Raw genomic sequence first — 15,835 nt, 5'->3', positions numbered from 1 at the left:
CCCGGGAGGGTACGGTAGCCGTCCCATCAGCGTCAGTCGCAGTTACGAGACGGAGTGGCACCGGATGCAGCACGCAGTGGGGGCCCCGCTGCCGCCGCCCCAGGGACCCGGGAACGGTCCTGCCGGCTGGTCGCACCAGGCCCAGCACCCCGGTCCCCCCGGACCGCCCCCGATACCCCCGACTCCGGGACAGGCGCCCCGACCTCCGGCTCCGGGACAGGCCCCGCAGTCTCCCGGCCCGGGCCACGTACCGCCGCCCCCGCCCGCCCCCGGCCAGGCGCCCCAGCCCCCGGCCCCTCCGGCCCCGCCCACCCCGGGCCAGGCCCCCCCAGTACGGCTGGAGCGGCACCGGGCCCACCCCGCCGCCCTCCGGCGGCCAGCCCACCGGACACGTCCAGCTGCCCCCCGGGCGGCCCCGTGCCGCTGCCCGCACCGCCCGCCGAGCCCGGCACCGGCGGCGCCACGCTCGCCGTGCTGCTGATCGGCCCGGCCGGAGCGGGCAAGACCACCGTGGCCCGGCTCTGGGCGGCCCGCCGCCGGGTGCCCACCGCCCATGTCTCCCTGGACGACGTCCGCGAATGGGTCTGCTCCGGCTTCGCCGACCCGCAGGCAGGCTGGAACGACCACTCCGAGGCCCAGTACCGGCTGGCCCGCCGCACCTGCGGCTTCGCCGCCCGTAACTTCCTCGCCAACGGCATCTCCTGCATCCTCGACGACGCCGTCTTCCCCGACCGCCCGGTCGTCGGCCTCGGCGGCTGGAAGCGCCATGTGGGCCCCGGGCTGCTGCCCGTCGTCCTGCTGCCCGGCCTGGAGATCGTCCTGGAGCGCAACGCGGCCCGCAGCGGCAACCGCAGGCTCTCCGACGAGGAGGTCGCCCGCATCCACGGCCGGATGGCCGGCTGGTACGGCTCCGGGCTGCCGATCATCGACAACTCCACGTACGACGTCGAGACCACCGCCCGCGTCCTGGACGACGTGCTGGCCCGCTCCATCGCGTCCCCGCCCGCCTGGTAGCGCCTCCCCGTCGGTGCCCCGGCACCCGTCCCCCCGGTCGGATGCGCTGACCGGGCGGGCAGCGGCCCCCGCTCGTACGCTCGAAGCATGTCTGAGGTGCACGCCGTCCGACGCGGGCTGCTCCGCGACCGGTGCGCCGCCGCGGGGTCCGCGGCCGCCCTGGTCTCCCGCCCCGCCAACGTCCGCTATCTCGCGGGCGGAGCGCCTCCCGGCGCCGTGCTGCTGCTCGGCCCCGGCGAGGACGTTCTGCTCTGCCCCCGCGCCCCCACCGGCGAGGGCGGCCACGGGCGGCCCGACGAGGCGCTCCGGGTCGACGTCCTGCCCGTCCCGGACGGCGATCCGGTGGTGGCCGCCGCCGGTCTCGCCGCCGCCTCGGGCGCCGATTCGCTCGCCGTGGAGGAGCACGACCTGACCGTGGCCCGGCACCGGGCCATGGGGAAGGCCGCCCCGCGCCTGCTCCTGGCCGATCTGGGGTTCACCGTGGAGCAGCAGCGGATCGTCAAGGACGAGGAGGAGATCGGCTGTCTGCGGATCGCCGCCGAGATCACCGACCAGGCCCTCGGCGAGCTCCTCGAATCGATCCTGGTCGGCCGCACCGAACGCCATCTCGCGCTGGAACTGGAACGCCGCCTCGTCGACCACGGGGCGGACGGCCCCGCCTTCGCCACCTCCGTCGCCACCGGCCCCAACGCGGGCCAGGGGCGCCACCGCCCCACGGACCGCAGGGTGGAGGAGGGCGATTTCCTCTCCGTCCGCCTCGGCGCGAGCTACCACGGCTACCGCTGCGAGATCGGCCGGACCTTCGTCATCGGCACCGCCCCCGCCGAGTGGCAGATCGAGCTGTACGACCTCGTTTTCGCCGCTCAGCGGGGCGGCCGGGAGGCCCTGGCGCCGGGCACCGCCTACCGGGACGTGGACCGGGCCGCCCGGCATCCACTGGAGTCCGCGGGGTACGGAGAGGGGCTCCAGCCGTGGACCGGGCACGGTGTGGGGCTCGAAATCGAGGAGGACCCGCAACTGGCACCGACAGCCATGGGTAAACTGGACGCTTGTGTGCCGGTCACCGTCGAACCGGGGGTCCACCTCCCGGGCCGGGGCGGTGTCCGGATCGATGACACGCTCGTCGTGCGCCCCGAGGCGGACGGCGGACCCGAGCTACTCACCATGACGACCAAGGAGCTGCTCGCGCTCTAGCGCGCGTTCCCGGTCGTTCCACCAGCTTCAGTCCAGGAGATTCCGCAACCGTGGCTTCCACGAACGACCTCAAGAACGGCCTGGTGCTCAAGCTCGACGGAGGCCAGCTCTGGTCCGTCGTCGAGTTCCAGCACGTCAAGCCCGGCAAGGGCCCCGCCTTCGTGCGCACCAAGCTCAAGAACGTGCTCTCCGGCAAGGTCGTCGACAAGACGTTCAACGCCGGTGTGAAGGTCGAGACGGCCACCATTGACCGCCGCGACATGCAGTTCTCGTACATGGACGGCGAGTACTTCGTCTTCATGGACATGGACACCTACGACCAGCTCATGGTCGACCGCAAGGCCGTCGGCGACGCCGCCAACTTCCTGATCGAGGGCTTCACCGCCTCCGTCGCCCAGTACGAGGGCGAGGTGCTCTACGTCGAGCTGCCCGCCGCCGTCGAGCTGACCATCCAGCACACCGACCCGGGCGTCCAGGGCGACCGCTCCACCGGCGGCACCAAGCCCGCCACCCTGGAGACCGGTTACGAGATCGGCGTGCCGCTCTTCATCACCACCGGCGAGAAGATCAAGGTCGACACCCGCACGGGCGACTACCTCGGCCGGGTGAACAGCTAACCGTGGCCGCCCGGAACAAGGCCCGCAAGCGCGCCTTCCAGATCCTCTTCGAGGCCGACCAGCGCGGTGAGTCCGTGCAGAGCGTCCTCGCGGACTGGGTCCGGCACTCGCGGACCGACGACCGTCAGCCGCCGGTCGGCGAATTCACGATGGAGCTCGTCGAGGGGTACGCGCAGTACGCGGACCGGATCGACGACCTCATCGTCACCTATGCCGTGGACTGGGAGATCGACCGCATGCCGGTCGTCGACCGCAGCATCATCCGGCTCGGCGCGTACGAGCTGATCTGGATGGACGAGACCCCGGACGCCGTGGTGATCGACGAGGCGGTCCAGCTCGCCAAGGAGTTCTCCACCGACGACTCCCCGTCGTTCGTGAACGGCATGCTGGCCCGCTTCAAGGACCTCAAGCCGAACCTCCGCCGGGAGCAGTAGCCCCCGGCGAGGAGGGAGGCCCCCGGTGGGCCGCTCGGCACGCACGCCACGAGAAGGGCCCACGGTCAGCCGACCGTGGGCCCTTCGGCGTGGACACGGACGCGGGCGACGAAAAACGCCGGTCCGGCGGGAACCCGAAGGCTCCCGCCGGACCGGCGGCACGTTTCTGCTGCGGGGTCCGCCGTGGGCGGTGGACCCCTGTGGTCTCAGCTCTCGTCGTGGGAGACCGCGCGGCGCGCGTCTGCGTCCAGGACGCCCCAGCTGATCAGCTGCTCCGTCAGCACGGACGGCGACTGGTCGTAGATCACGGCGAGCGTGCGCAGGTCGTCCTGGCGGATCGAGAGCACCTTGCCGTTGTAGTCACCGCGCTGGCTCTGGATGGTCGCCGCGTAGCGCTGGAGCGGACCGGCCTTCTCCGGCGGGACATGGGCGAGGCGCTCCAGGTCCAGAACGAGCTTCGGCGGCGGCTCGGCGGCTCCGCCCGGCGTCGTACCGGGCAGCAGCTCCTGCACGGGGACCCCGTAGAAATCCGCCAGCTCGGCGAGGCGCTGTACGGTCACGGCGCGGTCGCCGCGCTCGTACGAACCGACCACGACGGCCTTCCAGCGGCCCTGTGACTTCTCCTCCACACCGTGGAGGGAGAGGCCCTGCTGGGTGCGGATGGCACGGAGTTTGGCCCCGAGCTGTTTTGCGTATTCGCTGGACATATGGCTCCCCGGACGCTGGAACAGTGTGCGGCTCCGCCGCGTGGCTGGTAACTCACTGTGAGGTTACGCAGCGTTACTTGGATGCGTCAAGCCGAATGGTCCGGACCCCGTACCTCCAGGGGGCGGGGCCGGGGCCTCACGCAAGCCCTGGTACCGTGGATGACGTAATTTCGACGTCCTTTAAGGTCCGTCCCGTGAGGCGGAGAAGGAGGTCCGTTTCTTATGGACGCACAGCACGACGACACCGGCAACGCGGCGCGCCCCGTTCTCGAGGCCCCCGACATCGCCCGTGTTCTGACCCGTATCGCCCACGAGATCGTCGAACGCGCCAAGGGCGCCGACGACGTGGTACTGCTCGGCATCCCGACGCGGGGCGTCTTCCTCGCCCGCCGGCTCGCCGACAAACTCCAGGAGATCACCGGCCGGAAGATCCCCGTCGGCTCCCTCGACATCACCATGTACCGCGACGACCTGCGGCTGCGCCCCGCCCGGGCCCTGGCCCGTACCGACATCCCCGGCGAGGGGATCGAGGGCAGCCTGGTCGTCCTGGTCGACGACGTGCTCTTCTCCGGCCGCACGATCCGCGCCGCGCTCGACGCGCTCGGCGACATCGGCCGCCCGCGCGCCGTGCAGCTCGCGGTCCTCGTCGACCGCGGCCACCGGGAACTCCCGATCCGCGCCGACTACGTCGGCAAGAACCTCCCCACGTCGCTGCGGGAGACGGTCAAGGTCCAGCTCTCCGAGGAGGACGGCCGCGACGCCGTGCTGCTCGGTGTCCAGCAGGCCGCTCCCGCGGACGCGCAGTAAGCCCGAGCCCTCCCGTACGCCCTTCCGGGGGACCGTACGGACGCTCCCGCGCGCCCGCATGCCGTGAAACACCCCCTCCAGCCACCGGAGAACCCCAGATGAAGCGTCACCTCATCTCGGCCGCCGACCTCACCCGCGACGACGCCGTCCTGATCCTCGACACCGCCGAGGAGATGGCCCGGGTCGCGGACCGGCCGATCAAGAAACTCCCGACCCTGCGCGGCCGTACCGTCGTCAACCTCTTCTTCGAGGACTCGACCCGGACCCGCATCTCCTTCGAGGCCGCCGCCAAGCGGCTCTCCGCCGACGTCATCAACTTCTCCGCCAAGGGCTCCTCCGTCTCCAAGGGCGAGTCCCTGAAGGACACCGCGCTGACCCTGGAGGCGATGGGCGCCGACGCCGTCGTCATCCGGCACGGCGCCTCCGGTGCCCCCTACCGGCTCGCCACCTCCGGCTGGATCGACGGGGCCGTGGTCAACGCCGGTGACGGCACCCACGAGCACCCCACCCAGGCCCTGCTGGACGCCTTCACCGTGCGGCGGCGCCTCGTCGGCCCCGACGCCGGGCTCGGCCGGGACCTGGAGGGCCGCCGGATCACGATCGTCGGCGACATCCTGCACAGCCGGGTCGCCCGCTCCAACGTCCATCTGCTCACCACCCTGGGCGCGCACGTCACCCTGGTGGCCCCGCCCACCCTGGTGCCCGTGGGCGTCGAGCAGTGGCCCTGCGACGTCAGCTACAGCCTGGACGACGTGCTGGCGAAGTCCGACGCGGTGATGATGCTGCGTGTGCAGCGCGAACGGATGAACGCCGCCTACTTCCCGACCGAGCGCGAGTACTCCCGCCGCTACGGCCTGGACGGCCGGCGGATGGCGAAGATGCCCGAGCACGCCGTCGTCATGCACCCCGGCCCGATGGTCCGCGGCATGGAGATCACCGCCGAGGTCGCCGACTCCGACCGCTGCACGGTCGTCGAGCAGGTCGCCAACGGCGTCTCCATCCGCATGGCCGTGCTCTACCTGCTGCTCGGCGGCTCCGACACCGCCCTGTCCGCCGCCCCCGCCCGTACCGAGGAGACCAAGTAACCATGAGCAAGATCATTATCCGCGGTGCGCGGGTCCTCGGCGGCGAGCCGCAGGACGTCCTGATCGACGGCGAGACCGTCGCCGAGGTGGGCACCGGCATCGACGCCCCCGGCGCCACCGTGATCGAGGCCGCGGGCCAGATCCTGCTGCCCGGCCTCGTCGACCTCCACACCCATCTGCGCGAGCCCGGCCGCGAGGACTCCGAGACCGTCCTCACCGGCACGAAGGCCGCCGCCGTCGGCGGCTTCACCGCCGTCCACGCCATGGCCAACACCTTCCCCGTCGCCGACACCGCCGGTGTCGTCGAGCAGGTCTGGCGCCTGGGCAAGGAGTCCGGCTACTGCGACGTCCAGCCCGTCGGCGCCGTCACCGTCGGCCTGGAGGGCAAGAAGCTCGCCGAGCTCGGCGCGATGCACGACTCGGCCGCCGGGGTGAAGGTCTTCTCCGACGACGGCAAGTGCGTCGACGACGCGGTGATCATGCGCCGCGCCCTGGAGTACGTGAAGGCGTTCGACGGCGTCGTCGCCCAGCACGCCCAGGAGCCCCGCCTCACCGAGGGCGCCCAGATGAACGAGGGCATCGTCTCCGCCGAACTCGGGCTCGGCGGCTGGCCCGCCGTCGCCGAGGAGTCGATCATCGCCCGCGATGTCCTCCTCGCCGCCCACGTCGGCTCCCGCGTCCACATCTGCCACCTCTCCACCGCCGGTTCCGTGGAGATCGTCCGCTGGGCCAAGTCCAAGGGCTGGAACGTCACCGCCGAGGTCACCCCGCACCACCTCCTCCTCACCGACGAGCTGGTCCGCACCTACAACCCCGTCTACAAGGTGAACCCGCCCCTGCGCACCGAGGCCGACGTCCTGGCCCTGCGCGAGGCCCTCGCCGACGGCACGATCGACTGCGTCGCCACCGACCACGCCCCCCACCCGCACGAGGACAAGGACTGCGAGTGGGCTGCCGCCGCCATGGGCATGGTGGGCCTGGAGACCGCGCTCTCCGTCGTCCAGCAGACGATGGTGGACACCGGTCTGCTCGACTGGGCGGGCGTCGCCGACCGCATGTCCTTCCGCCCCGCGGCCATCGGCCGGCTCGAAGGACACGGCCGCCCCGTCTCGGCGGGTGAGCCCGCCAACCTCACGCTGGTCGATCCGGCATACCGTGGAGCCGTGGACCCCGCGGGCTTCGCGTCCCGCAGCCGTAACACCCCCTACGAGGGGCGCGAGCTGCCGGGCCGCGTCACCCATACCTTCCTGCGGGGCCGTGCCACGGTCGTCGACGGGAAGCTCGCGTGACAACACTGACCCCCCTGTACCTGCTGGCCGCCGAGAAGAAGTCGGCGGAAGTGACGGACTGGTCCGCCCGCATCGCCTGGGTGATCGGGCTGCTGCTCTTCATCGCCCTCGTCTACTGGCTGATGCGCCAGGGCTGGAAGTGGCGCGCAAGCCTCCAGTCCGACCTGCCCGGTCTGGCGGCCACCCCCGAGGGCTTCGCCGACGACGAGACGCTGCTGACGCTGGAGGGGCGCTACCACGCCTCCACCACCGCCGGGCAGTGGCTCGACCGGATCGTCGCGCACGGCCTCGGCACCCGCAGCCGGGCCGAGCTCAGGCTCACCGCCCGCGGCCTGGACGTCGTACGCCCCGGTGCGAGCGACTTCTTCATCCCGGCGACGGCCCTGCGCGAGGCCCGCCTCGACAAGGCGCTCGCGGGCAAGGTCCTCCCCGAGGGCGGCCTGCTGATCGTCACCTGGGCCCACGGCGGGACCCTGATCGACTCCGGCTTCCGCTCCGACCACGCCGCCGAGCACCCGGCCTGGGTCGACGCCGTCAACCGGCTGGCCGGCGCCCCCGCCGCCGCGGAACTCACCACCACCCCTACGGAAGGCACCGCACGATGACGATCTCCACCCGGGGGGCCCAGGCCCCCGCCGTACTCGTCCTGGAGGACGGCCGCACCTTCCGCGGCCGTGCCTACGGGGCCGTGGGGGAGACCTTCGGCGAGGCGGTGTTCTCCACCGGCATGACCGGCTACCAGGAAACGCTGACCGACCCCTCCTACCACCGCCAGGTCGTCGTCATGACGGCCCCGCACGTCGGCAACACCGGGGTGAACGACGAGGACCCCGAGTCGGCCCGCATCTGGGTCTCCGGCTACGTCGTCCGCGACCCCGCCCGCAAGCCGTCCAACTGGCGTTCGCGGCGCTCGCTGGACGAGGAGCTGACCGCCCAGGGCGTCGTCGGGATCAGCGGGGTCGACACCCGCGCCCTCACCCGCCACCTGCGCGAGCGCGGCGCCATGCGCGTCGGGATCTTCTCCGGCCCTGCGCTCACCAGCGGCTCCGCCGCGGGGATCCCCGACGAGGACACCCTCCTCGCCAAGGTCCGTCAGGCCCCCGAGATGACCGGCGCCGACCTCTCCGCCGAGGTCGCCACCAAGGAGACGTACGTCGTCCCCGCCATCGGCACGAAGAAGTTCACCGTCGCCGCGATCGACCTCGGCATCAAGGGCATGACCCCGCACCGGATGGCCGAGCGCGGCATCGAGGTGCACGTCCTGCCCGCCACCGCCACCCTGGAGGAGGTGTACGCGGTGAAGCCGGACGGCGTCTTCTTCTCCAACGGCCCCGGCGACCCGTCCACCGCCGACCACCCGGTCGCCCTCATGCGGGGCGTCCTGGAGCGGTCCACCCCGCTCTTCGGCATCTGCTTCGGCAACCAGATCCTCGGCCGCGCGCTCGGCTTCGGCACGTACAAGCTGAAGTACGGCCACCGCGGGATCAACCAGCCGGTGCAGGACCGCACCACCGGCAAGGTCGAGGTCACCGCGCACAACCACGGCTTCGCCGTGGACGCCCCCCTGGACCGGGTCTCCGACACGGAGTTCGGCCGGGCCGAGGTCTCCCACGTCTGCCTGAACGACCAGGTCGTCGAGGGGCTCCAGCTCCTCGACCGCCCTGCCTTCAGCGTCCAGTACCACCCCGAGGCGGCCGCCGGCCCGCACGACGCCGCGTACCTCTTCGACCGTTTCGTCACCCTGATGGAGGGCCAGCGTGCCTAAGCGCTCCGATATCCAGTCCGTCCTGGTCATCGGCTCCGGCCCGATCGTCATCGGCCAGGCAGCCGAGTTCGACTACTCCGGCACCCAGGCGTGCCGCGTCCTCAAGGCCGAGGGCCTGCGGGTCATCCTGGTGAACTCCAACCCCGCGACGATCATGACCGACCCGGAGATCGCCGACGCCACCTACGTCGAGCCGATCACCCCCGAGTTCGTCGAGAAGATCATCGCGAAGGAGCGCCCCGACGCCCTCCTGCCCACCCTCGGCGGCCAGACCGCGCTGAACACCGCGATCTCCATGCATGAGCAGGGCGTGCTGGAGAAGTACGGTGTCGAGCTGATCGGCGCCAACGTCGAGGCGATCAACAAGGGCGAGGACCGCGACCTCTTCAAGGGCGTCGTCGAGGCCGTCAAGGCCAGGACCGGCTACGGCGAGTCCGCCCGCTCCGTCATCTGCCACTCCATGGACGACGTCCTCAAGGGCGTCGACACCCTCGGCGGCTACCCCGTCGTCGTACGCCCCTCCTTCACGATGGGCGGCGCCGGTTCCGGCTTCGCCCACGACGAGGAGGAACTGCGCCGCATCGCCGGACAGGGCCTCACGCTCTCCCCGACCACCGAGGTGCTCCTGGAGGAGTCCATCCTCGGCTGGAAGGAGTACGAGCTGGAACTGATGCGCGACCGCAACGACAACGTCGTGGTCGTCTGCTCCATCGAGAACTTCGACCCGATGGGCGTCCACACCGGCGACTCGATCACCGTCGCCCCCGCGATGACGCTGACCGACCGCGAGTACCAGCGGCTGCGCGACATCGGCATCGCGATCATCCGCGAGGTCGGCGTCGACACCGGCGGCTGCAACATCCAGTTCGCGATCGACCCCACCGACGGCCGGGTCATCGTCATCGAGATGAACCCCCGCGTCTCCCGCTCCTCGGCGCTCGCCTCCAAGGCCACCGGCTTCCCGATCGCCAAGATCGCCGCCAAGCTGGCCGTGGGCTACACCCTGGACGAGATCCCGAACGACATCACGGAGAAGACCCCGGCGTCCTTCGAGCCGACCCTCGACTACGTCGTGGTCAAGGCCCCGCGGTTCGCCTTCGAGAAGTTCCCCTCCGCCGACTCCACCCTCACCACCACCATGAAGTCGGTGGGCGAGGCCATGGCGATCGGCCGGAACTTCACCGAGGCCCTCCAGAAGGCCCTGCGCTCGCTGGAGAAGAAGGGCTCGCAGTTCGCCTTCACCGGCCCGGTGGGGGACAAGGCCGAGCTGCTCGCCGAGGCGGTCCGGCCCACCGACGGCCGGATCAACACCGTCATGCGGGCGATCCGCGCCGGAGCCACCCAGGAGGAGGTCTTCGACGCGACGAAGATCGACCCCTGGTTCGTCGACCAGCTCTTCCTGATCAAGGAGATCGCCGACGAGCTGGCCTCCGCCGAGCGCCTGGACGCCGGTCTGATCGCCGAGGCCAAGCGGCACGGCTTCTCCGACGCCCAGATCGGTGAGATCCGCGGGCTGCGCGAGGACGTCGTCCGCGAGGTCCGCCACGCGCTGGGCATCCGGCCGGTGTACAAGACGGTTGACACGTGCGCGGCGGAGTTCGCGGCGAAGACGCCGTACTTCTACTCCTCCTACGACGAGGAGAGCGAGGTCGCGCCGCGCACCAAGCCCGCGGTGATCATCCTCGGCTCGGGCCCCAACCGGATCGGCCAGGGCATCGAGTTCGACTACTCCTGTGTGCACGCCTCCTTCGCGCTGAGCGACGCGGGGTACGAGACCGTCATGGTCAACTGCAACCCGGAGACCGTCTCCACGGACTACGACACCTCCGACCGGCTCTACTTCGAGCCGCTCACCCTGGAGGACGTCCTGGAGATCGTCCACGCCGAGTCGCTGGCGGGCCCGATCGCCGGTGTCGTCGTCCAGCTCGGCGGCCAGACCCCGCTGGGCCTCTCCCAGGCGCTCAAGGACAACGGCGTCCCCGTCGTCGGTACGTCCCCGGAGGCGATCCACGCCGCCGAGGACCGTGGCGCCTTCGGCCAGGTCCTCGCCGAGGCCGGACTGCCCGCGCCGAAGCACGGCACCGCGACCACGTTCGCCGGGGCCAAGGCCATCGCGGACGAGATCGGCTACCCGGTCCTGGTCCGCCCCTCCTACGTGCTCGGCGGGCGCGGCATGGAGATCGTGTACGACGAGACGCGCCTCGCCGCCTACATCGCGGAGTCCACCGAGATCAGCCCGACCCGGCCCGTCCTGGTCGACCGCTTCCTGGACGACGCGATCGAGATCGATGTCGACGCCCTCTACGACGGCACCGAGCTCTACCTCGGCGGCGTCATGGAGCACATCGAGGAGGCCGGTATCCACTCCGGCGACTCCGCCTGCGCCCTGCCCCCGATCACGCTCGGCGGGTTCGACATCAAGCGGCTGCGCACCTCGACCGAGGCCATCGCCAAGGGCGTCGGCGTCCGCGGACTGATCAACATCCAGTTCGCGCTCTCCGGGGACATCCTCTACGTCCTGGAGGCCAACCCGCGCGCCTCCCGCACGGTCCCCTTCACCTCGAAGGCGACCGCCGTCCCGCTCGCGAAGGCCGCCGCCCGCATCTCGCTGGGCGCCACCGTCGCCGAACTCCGGGCGGAGGGCCTGCTGCCGAAGACCGGCGACGGCGGCACCCTGCCGCTGGACGCGCCGATCTCCGTCAAGGAGGCCGTCATGCCGTGGTCGCGGTTCCGCGACATCCACGGCCGGGGCGTGGACACCGTCCTCGGCCCGGAGATGCGCTCCACGGGCGAGGTCATGGGCATCGACTCCGTCTTCGGGACGGCGTACGCGAAGTCGCAGGCGGGTGCCTACGGGCCGCTGCCGACATCGGGGCGGGCGTTCATCTCGGTCGCCAACCGGGACAAGCGCTCGATGATCTTCCCGGCCCGTGAGCTGGTCGCCCACGGCTTCGAGCTGATGGCCACCTCCGGCACCGCCGAGGTCCTCAAGCGCAACGGGATCAACGCCACGATCGTGCGTAAGCAGTCCGAGGGGGAGGGGCCGAACGGTGAGAAGACCATCGTCCAGCTCATCCACGACGGTCAGGTCGACCTCATCGTCAACACCCCCTACGGCACCGGCGGCCGGCTCGACGGCTACGAGATCCGCACGGCGGCCGTCGCCCGGTCGGTGCCCTGCCTGACCACGGTCCAGGCGCTCGCCGCGGCCGTCCAGGGCATCGACGCCCTCACCGGCGGCGATGTCGGCGTCCGTTCCCTCCAGGAACACGCCGAACACCTGACCGCGACGCGCTAGCAGCCCAGCAGGGGGACACCGGAAACGGTGTCCCCCTCTCTGCGAGCCCCACCGAGCACCTGAGGACACCTCCCCATGTACAAGTTCTTCTTCCGGCTGGTCTTCAAGCGGATGGACCCCGAGCGGGCCCACCACGCCGCCTTCCGCTGGATCCGCCTCGCCGCCCGCGTCCCGGTCCTGCGCACCTTCGTCGCCGCCGCTCTCGCCCCCCGCTACAAGGAGCTGCGCACCGAGGCCCTCGGCCTGCGGATGCACGGCCCCTTCGGACTCGCCGCGGGCTTCGACAAGAACGCCGTCGCAATCGACGGCATGGCGATGCTCGGCTTCGACCACGTCGAGATCGGCACCGTCACCGGTGAACCGCAGCCCGGCAACCCCAAGCAGCGCCTCTTCCGCCTCGTCGCGGACCGCGCGCTGATCAACCGCATGGGCTTCAACAACGAGGGCTCCGCCGCCGTCGCCGCCCGGCTCGCGGCCCGTAACCCGGTCTTCCGGACCACGGTCGGCGTCAACATCGGCAAGACCAAGGTCGTCCCGGAGGCCGAGGCAGCCGCCGACTACGTGAAGTCCACCGAGCGGCTGGCCGCCCACGCGGACTACCTGGTCGTCAACGTCTCCTCGCCCAACACGCCCGGCCTGCGCAACCTCCAGGCCACCGAGTCGCTGCGCCCCCTGCTGACCGCCGTACGGGAGGCCGCCGACCGCACCGTCACCACCCGGCGCGTACCGCTGCTCGTCAAGATCGCCCCGGACCTCGCGGACGAGGACGTGGACGCGGTCGCCGACCTCGCCGTGGAGCTGGGCCTCGACGGCATCATCGCCACCAACACCACCATCGCCCGCGAGGGGCTCGGCCTGAAGTCCGCCCCCGAACTGGTGGGCGAGACCGGCGGGCTCTCCGGCGCACCCCTCAAGGAACGCTCCCTGGAGGTCCTGAGCCGCCTGTACGCCCGTGTGGGGGACCGGATCACCCTGGTGGGCGTCGGAGGCGTCGAGAGCGCCGAGGACGCCTGGCAGCGCATCCTGGCCGGGGCCACCCTCGTACAGGGCTACAGCGCCTTCATCTACGAGGGCCCCTTCTACGCCCGGGCCATCCACAAGGGCCTCGCCGCCCGGCTCGCCGCATCCCCGTACGCCACCCTCGCCGAGGCCGTCGGCGCCGAGACCCGGAAGAAGGCCGCCCTGTGACCCCCGAACCCTTCGGCGCCCGGCTGCGCCACGCCATGGACACCCGGGGGCCGCTCTGCGTCGGCATCGACCCGCACGCCTCTCTGCTCACCTCCTGGGGGTTGGACGACGACATCGCGGGCCTGGAGCGCTTCACCCGGACCACCGTGGAGGCGCTGGCCGACCGGGTGGCCGTCCTCAAGCCGCAGTCGGCGTTCTTCGAGCGGTTCGGCTCGCGCGGCATCGCCGTACTGGAGAAGGCCGTCGAGGAGGCCCGGTCCGCCGGGGCGCTGGTCCTCATGGACGCCAAGCGCGGTGACATCGGCTCCACCATGGGGGCCTACGCGGCGACCTACCTGGACCAGGACTCCCCGCTCTTCTCCGACGCAGTGACCGTCTCCCCGTACCTCGGATTCGGCTCGCTGCGCCCGGCGCTGGACGCGGCCGCCGCCTCCGGTGCGGGCGTCTTCGTCCTCGCGCTCACCTCCAACCCGGAGGGCGCCGAGGTCCAGCGCGCCACCGCCGCCGACGGCCGCTCGCTGGCCCAGCTGATGCTGGACCACATGGCGGCGGAGAACGAGGGGGCCGCCCCGCTCGGCTCGGTCGGCGCGGTGGTCGGCGCGACGCTCGGCGACGCGGGCGTGGATCTGGCGATCAACGGACCGCTCCTCGCGCCCGGCATCGGTGCCCAGGGAGCGACCCCGGCGGATCTTCCGGCGGTCTTCGGCGACGCGGTCGGCAACGTCGTGCCGAGCGTGAGCCGGGGCGTGCTGCGCCACGGTCCGGACGCGTCGGGGCTGCGCGAAGCGGCCGAGCGGTTCGCGGACGAGATCCGCGGTGCCGTCTCCGGCAGTTGACCCTGGCACGTTTCCCGGCCGTTGACGAATTACTGACCGGAAACCCGGTGGTTATGCGGCAAATGTCCTGGTCGGCCAAGGCTGACCAGGACTTTTCGTCTGTTCTCGCTGACTACAGCGGCCCTGGCCGCTAGTCTCCGTCGAGAGCAGCCGAGCACAGCGTGCCCGTCGCTCACCTGGTGGAGGGCGTCCAGCTTTCCCACCGGTCCGTATCCGACAGATCGACATCCGAGGTGACGTAGGCGTGGCTCTTCCGCCCCTTACCCCTGAACAGCGCGCAGCCGCGCTCGAAAAGGCCGCCGCGGCTCGCCGGGAGCGGGCCGAGGTCAAGAATCGACTCAAGCACTCCGGAGCCTCCCTCCACGAGGTCATCAAGCAGGGCCAGGAGAACGACGTCATCGGGAAGATGAAGGTCTCCGCCCTCCTGGAGTCCCTGCCGGGCGTCGGCAAGGTCCGTGCCAAGCAGATCATGGAGCGTCTCGGCATCTCCGAAAGCCGCCGGGTCCGCGGGCTCGGCTCCAACCAGATCGCATCCCTGGAGCGGGAGTTCGGCGGCAGCGCCGCCTGACGTTCCGGCCGCCGTTCCGTCCCGCGTTCTCAGGCACCCCTGAGAACCTGGATAATCGGTCCATGGCTGCAACATCCCGGGGGACGTCCCCCGTACCCCCGGACGTACGTCCGCGGCTGACCGTGCTCTCCGGCCCCTCCGGGGTCGGCAAGAGCACGGTCGTCGCCCATATGCGCACCGTGCACCCCGAGGTATGGCTCTCCGTGTCGGCGACGACCCGCAAGCCCCGCCCCGGGGAGCGCAACGGTGTCCACTACTTCTTCGTGGACGACGAGGAGTTCGACAAGCTCGTCGCCAACGGTGAACTGCTGGAGTGGGCCGAGTTCGCGGGCAACCGCTACGGCACACCGCGCCGCGCCGTACTGGACCGCCTGGAGGCGGGCGAGCCGGTCCTGCTGGAGATCGACCTCCAGGGCGCCCGGCTGGTCCGCCAGTCGATGGACGACGCGCGCCTGGTCTTCCTGGCCCCGCCGAGCTGGGAGGAGCTGGTCCGCCGGCTCACCGGCCGGGGCACCGAGGCGCCCGAGGTCATCGAGCGCCGGCTCGCCGCCGCCAAGGTCGAACTGGCCGCCGAGGCCGAGTTCGATACGACGCTCGTCAACACCTCCGTCGAGGACGTGGCCCGTGAGCTGCTAGCCTTGATGCTTCAGGCTTAGATCTCCGTGATCGTTCAGATCCCCTGATCTTTGATCTATACCCCCTTCGGAAGGCAGAGAGTGTCCTCTTCCATCACCACGCCCGAGGGCATCATCAACCCGCCGATTGATGAGCTCCTCGAGGCCACCGACTCGAAGTACAGCCTGGTCATCTACGCCGCCAAGCGCGCGCGTCAGATCAACGCGTACTACTCGCAGCTCGGCGAGGGTCTCCTCGAGTACGTCGGTCCGCTCGTCGACACCCACGTGCACGAGAAGCCGCTGTCGATCGCGCTCCGCGAGATCAACGCGGGCCTGCTGACCTCCGAGGCCATCGAGGGCCCCGCCCAGTAAGCAGGACAAGCACCTTCACTCCCAGGCCCGGCGGCCCGTCCGCC

General features: G+C 71.2%; 15 protein-coding genes and 1 pseudogene. 15 read left to right on the top strand and 1 reads right to left on the bottom strand.

All coding sequences use genetic code 11. The annotated features are described in order from the left end of the window. Window positions 1-64 precede the first annotated feature (64 nt). The 4 genes and pseudogenes from B7C62_03985 to B7C62_03970 all read left to right on the top strand — a co-directional run bounded on the left by B7C62_03985 (window position 65) and on the right by B7C62_03970 (window position 3,259). Window positions 65-1,014: pseudogene (locus B7C62_03985) on the top strand (hypothetical protein). A gap of 87 nt (window positions 1,015-1,101) precedes the next feature. Further along, window positions 1,102-2,208 (top strand): peptidase M24 family protein, encoded by a 1,107-nt coding sequence (locus B7C62_03980; GenBank protein ID ARF71511.1) that lies wholly within the window; start codon window positions 1,102-1,104, stop codon window positions 2,206-2,208. A gap of 50 nt (window positions 2,209-2,258) precedes the next feature. Further along, window positions 2,259-2,825: an elongation factor P gene (locus B7C62_03975; GenBank protein ARF71510.1), complete on the top strand. Its 567-nt coding sequence runs from the start codon at window positions 2,259-2,261 to the stop codon at window positions 2,823-2,825. Window positions 2,826-2,827: 2 nt separating this feature from the next. Further along, window positions 2,828-3,259: a N utilization substance protein B gene (locus B7C62_03970; GenBank protein ARF71509.1), complete on the top strand. Its 432-nt coding sequence runs from the start codon at window positions 2,828-2,830 to the stop codon at window positions 3,257-3,259. Between the two features lie 206 nt (window positions 3,260-3,465). On the opposite strand, the gene B7C62_03965 is transcribed toward B7C62_03970, so the two are convergent. Continuing rightward, the gene (locus B7C62_03965) at window positions 3,466-3,966 is read right to left on the bottom strand and encodes a transcriptional regulator (protein ARF71508.1); all 501 of its coding nucleotides are present in this window, start codon (window positions 3,964-3,966) and stop codon (window positions 3,466-3,468) included. A 222-nt stretch (window positions 3,967-4,188) separates the two neighbouring features. On the opposite strand from B7C62_03965, the gene B7C62_03960 reads away from it, so the two are divergent. The 11 genes from B7C62_03960 to B7C62_03910 all read left to right on the top strand — a co-directional run bounded on the left by B7C62_03960 (window position 4,189) and on the right by B7C62_03910 (window position 15,791). Further along, the gene (locus B7C62_03960; GenBank protein ARF71507.1) at window positions 4,189-4,773 is read left to right on the top strand and encodes a bifunctional pyr operon transcriptional regulator/uracil phosphoribosyltransferase; all 585 of its coding nucleotides are present in this window, start codon (window positions 4,189-4,191) and stop codon (window positions 4,771-4,773) included. A gap of 98 nt (window positions 4,774-4,871) precedes the next feature. Continuing rightward, window positions 4,872-5,858 carry an aspartate carbamoyltransferase gene (locus B7C62_03955; GenBank protein ID ARF71506.1) on the top strand — a complete coding sequence of 329 codons (987 nt, stop codon included), beginning with the start codon at window positions 4,872-4,874 and terminating at the stop codon, window positions 5,856-5,858. 2 nt (window positions 5,859-5,860) lie between these two features. Next, window positions 5,861-7,147: a dihydroorotase gene (locus B7C62_03950; GenBank protein ID ARF71505.1), complete on the top strand. Its 1,287-nt coding sequence runs from the start codon at window positions 5,861-5,863 to the stop codon at window positions 7,145-7,147. After that, window positions 7,144-7,752, top strand: a complete 609-nt coding sequence (locus B7C62_03945; protein ARF71504.1) for a hypothetical protein — start codon at window positions 7,144-7,146, stop codon at window positions 7,750-7,752. Before B7C62_03950 ends, B7C62_03945 begins: the two co-directional genes overlap by 4 nt. Further along, window positions 7,749-8,912 carry a carbamoyl phosphate synthase small subunit gene (locus B7C62_03940; protein ID ARF71503.1) on the top strand — a complete coding sequence of 388 codons (1,164 nt, stop codon included), beginning with the start codon at window positions 7,749-7,751 and terminating at the stop codon, window positions 8,910-8,912. Before B7C62_03945 ends, B7C62_03940 begins: the two co-directional genes overlap by 4 nt. Continuing rightward, on the top strand, window positions 8,905-12,210 hold the full coding sequence (gene carB / locus B7C62_03935; protein ID ARF71502.1) for a carbamoyl phosphate synthase large subunit: 3,306 nt from the start codon (window positions 8,905-8,907) through the stop codon (window positions 12,208-12,210). Before B7C62_03940 ends, carB begins: the two co-directional genes overlap by 8 nt. Before the next feature lie 75 nt (window positions 12,211-12,285). Next, the gene (locus B7C62_03930) at window positions 12,286-13,398 is read left to right on the top strand and encodes a dihydroorotate dehydrogenase (quinone) (GenBank protein ID ARF71501.1); all 1,113 of its coding nucleotides are present in this window, start codon (window positions 12,286-12,288) and stop codon (window positions 13,396-13,398) included. Further along, entirely contained in the window at window positions 13,395-14,234 is an 840-nt protein-coding gene (locus B7C62_03925) for an orotidine-5'-phosphate decarboxylase (protein ARF71500.1), read from the top strand. Before B7C62_03930 ends, B7C62_03925 begins: the two co-directional genes overlap by 4 nt. Before the next feature lie 244 nt (window positions 14,235-14,478). Further along, window positions 14,479-14,802, top strand: a complete 324-nt coding sequence (locus tag B7C62_03920) for a 30S ribosomal protein S13 (GenBank protein ID ARF71499.1) — start codon at window positions 14,479-14,481, stop codon at window positions 14,800-14,802. 62 nt (window positions 14,803-14,864) lie between these two features. Then, window positions 14,865-15,458: a guanylate kinase gene (locus B7C62_03915; GenBank protein ARF71498.1), complete on the top strand. Its 594-nt coding sequence runs from the start codon at window positions 14,865-14,867 to the stop codon at window positions 15,456-15,458. A 60-nt stretch (window positions 15,459-15,518) separates the two neighbouring features. Continuing rightward, window positions 15,519-15,791 carry a DNA-directed RNA polymerase subunit omega gene (locus B7C62_03910; GenBank protein ARF71497.1) on the top strand — a complete coding sequence of 91 codons (273 nt, stop codon included), beginning with the start codon at window positions 15,519-15,521 and terminating at the stop codon, window positions 15,789-15,791. The last annotated feature ends 44 nt before the right edge of the window (window positions 15,792-15,835 follow it).

The organism is Kitasatospora albolonga, from assembly GCA_002082585.1.
In the GTDB taxonomy this organism is placed as follows: domain Bacteria; phylum Actinomycetota; class Actinomycetes; order Streptomycetales; family Streptomycetaceae; genus Streptomyces; species Streptomyces stephensoniae.
The sequence above is the reverse complement of the archived record's forward strand: the minus strand, read 5'-3'. Positions and strand labels throughout refer to the sequence as shown.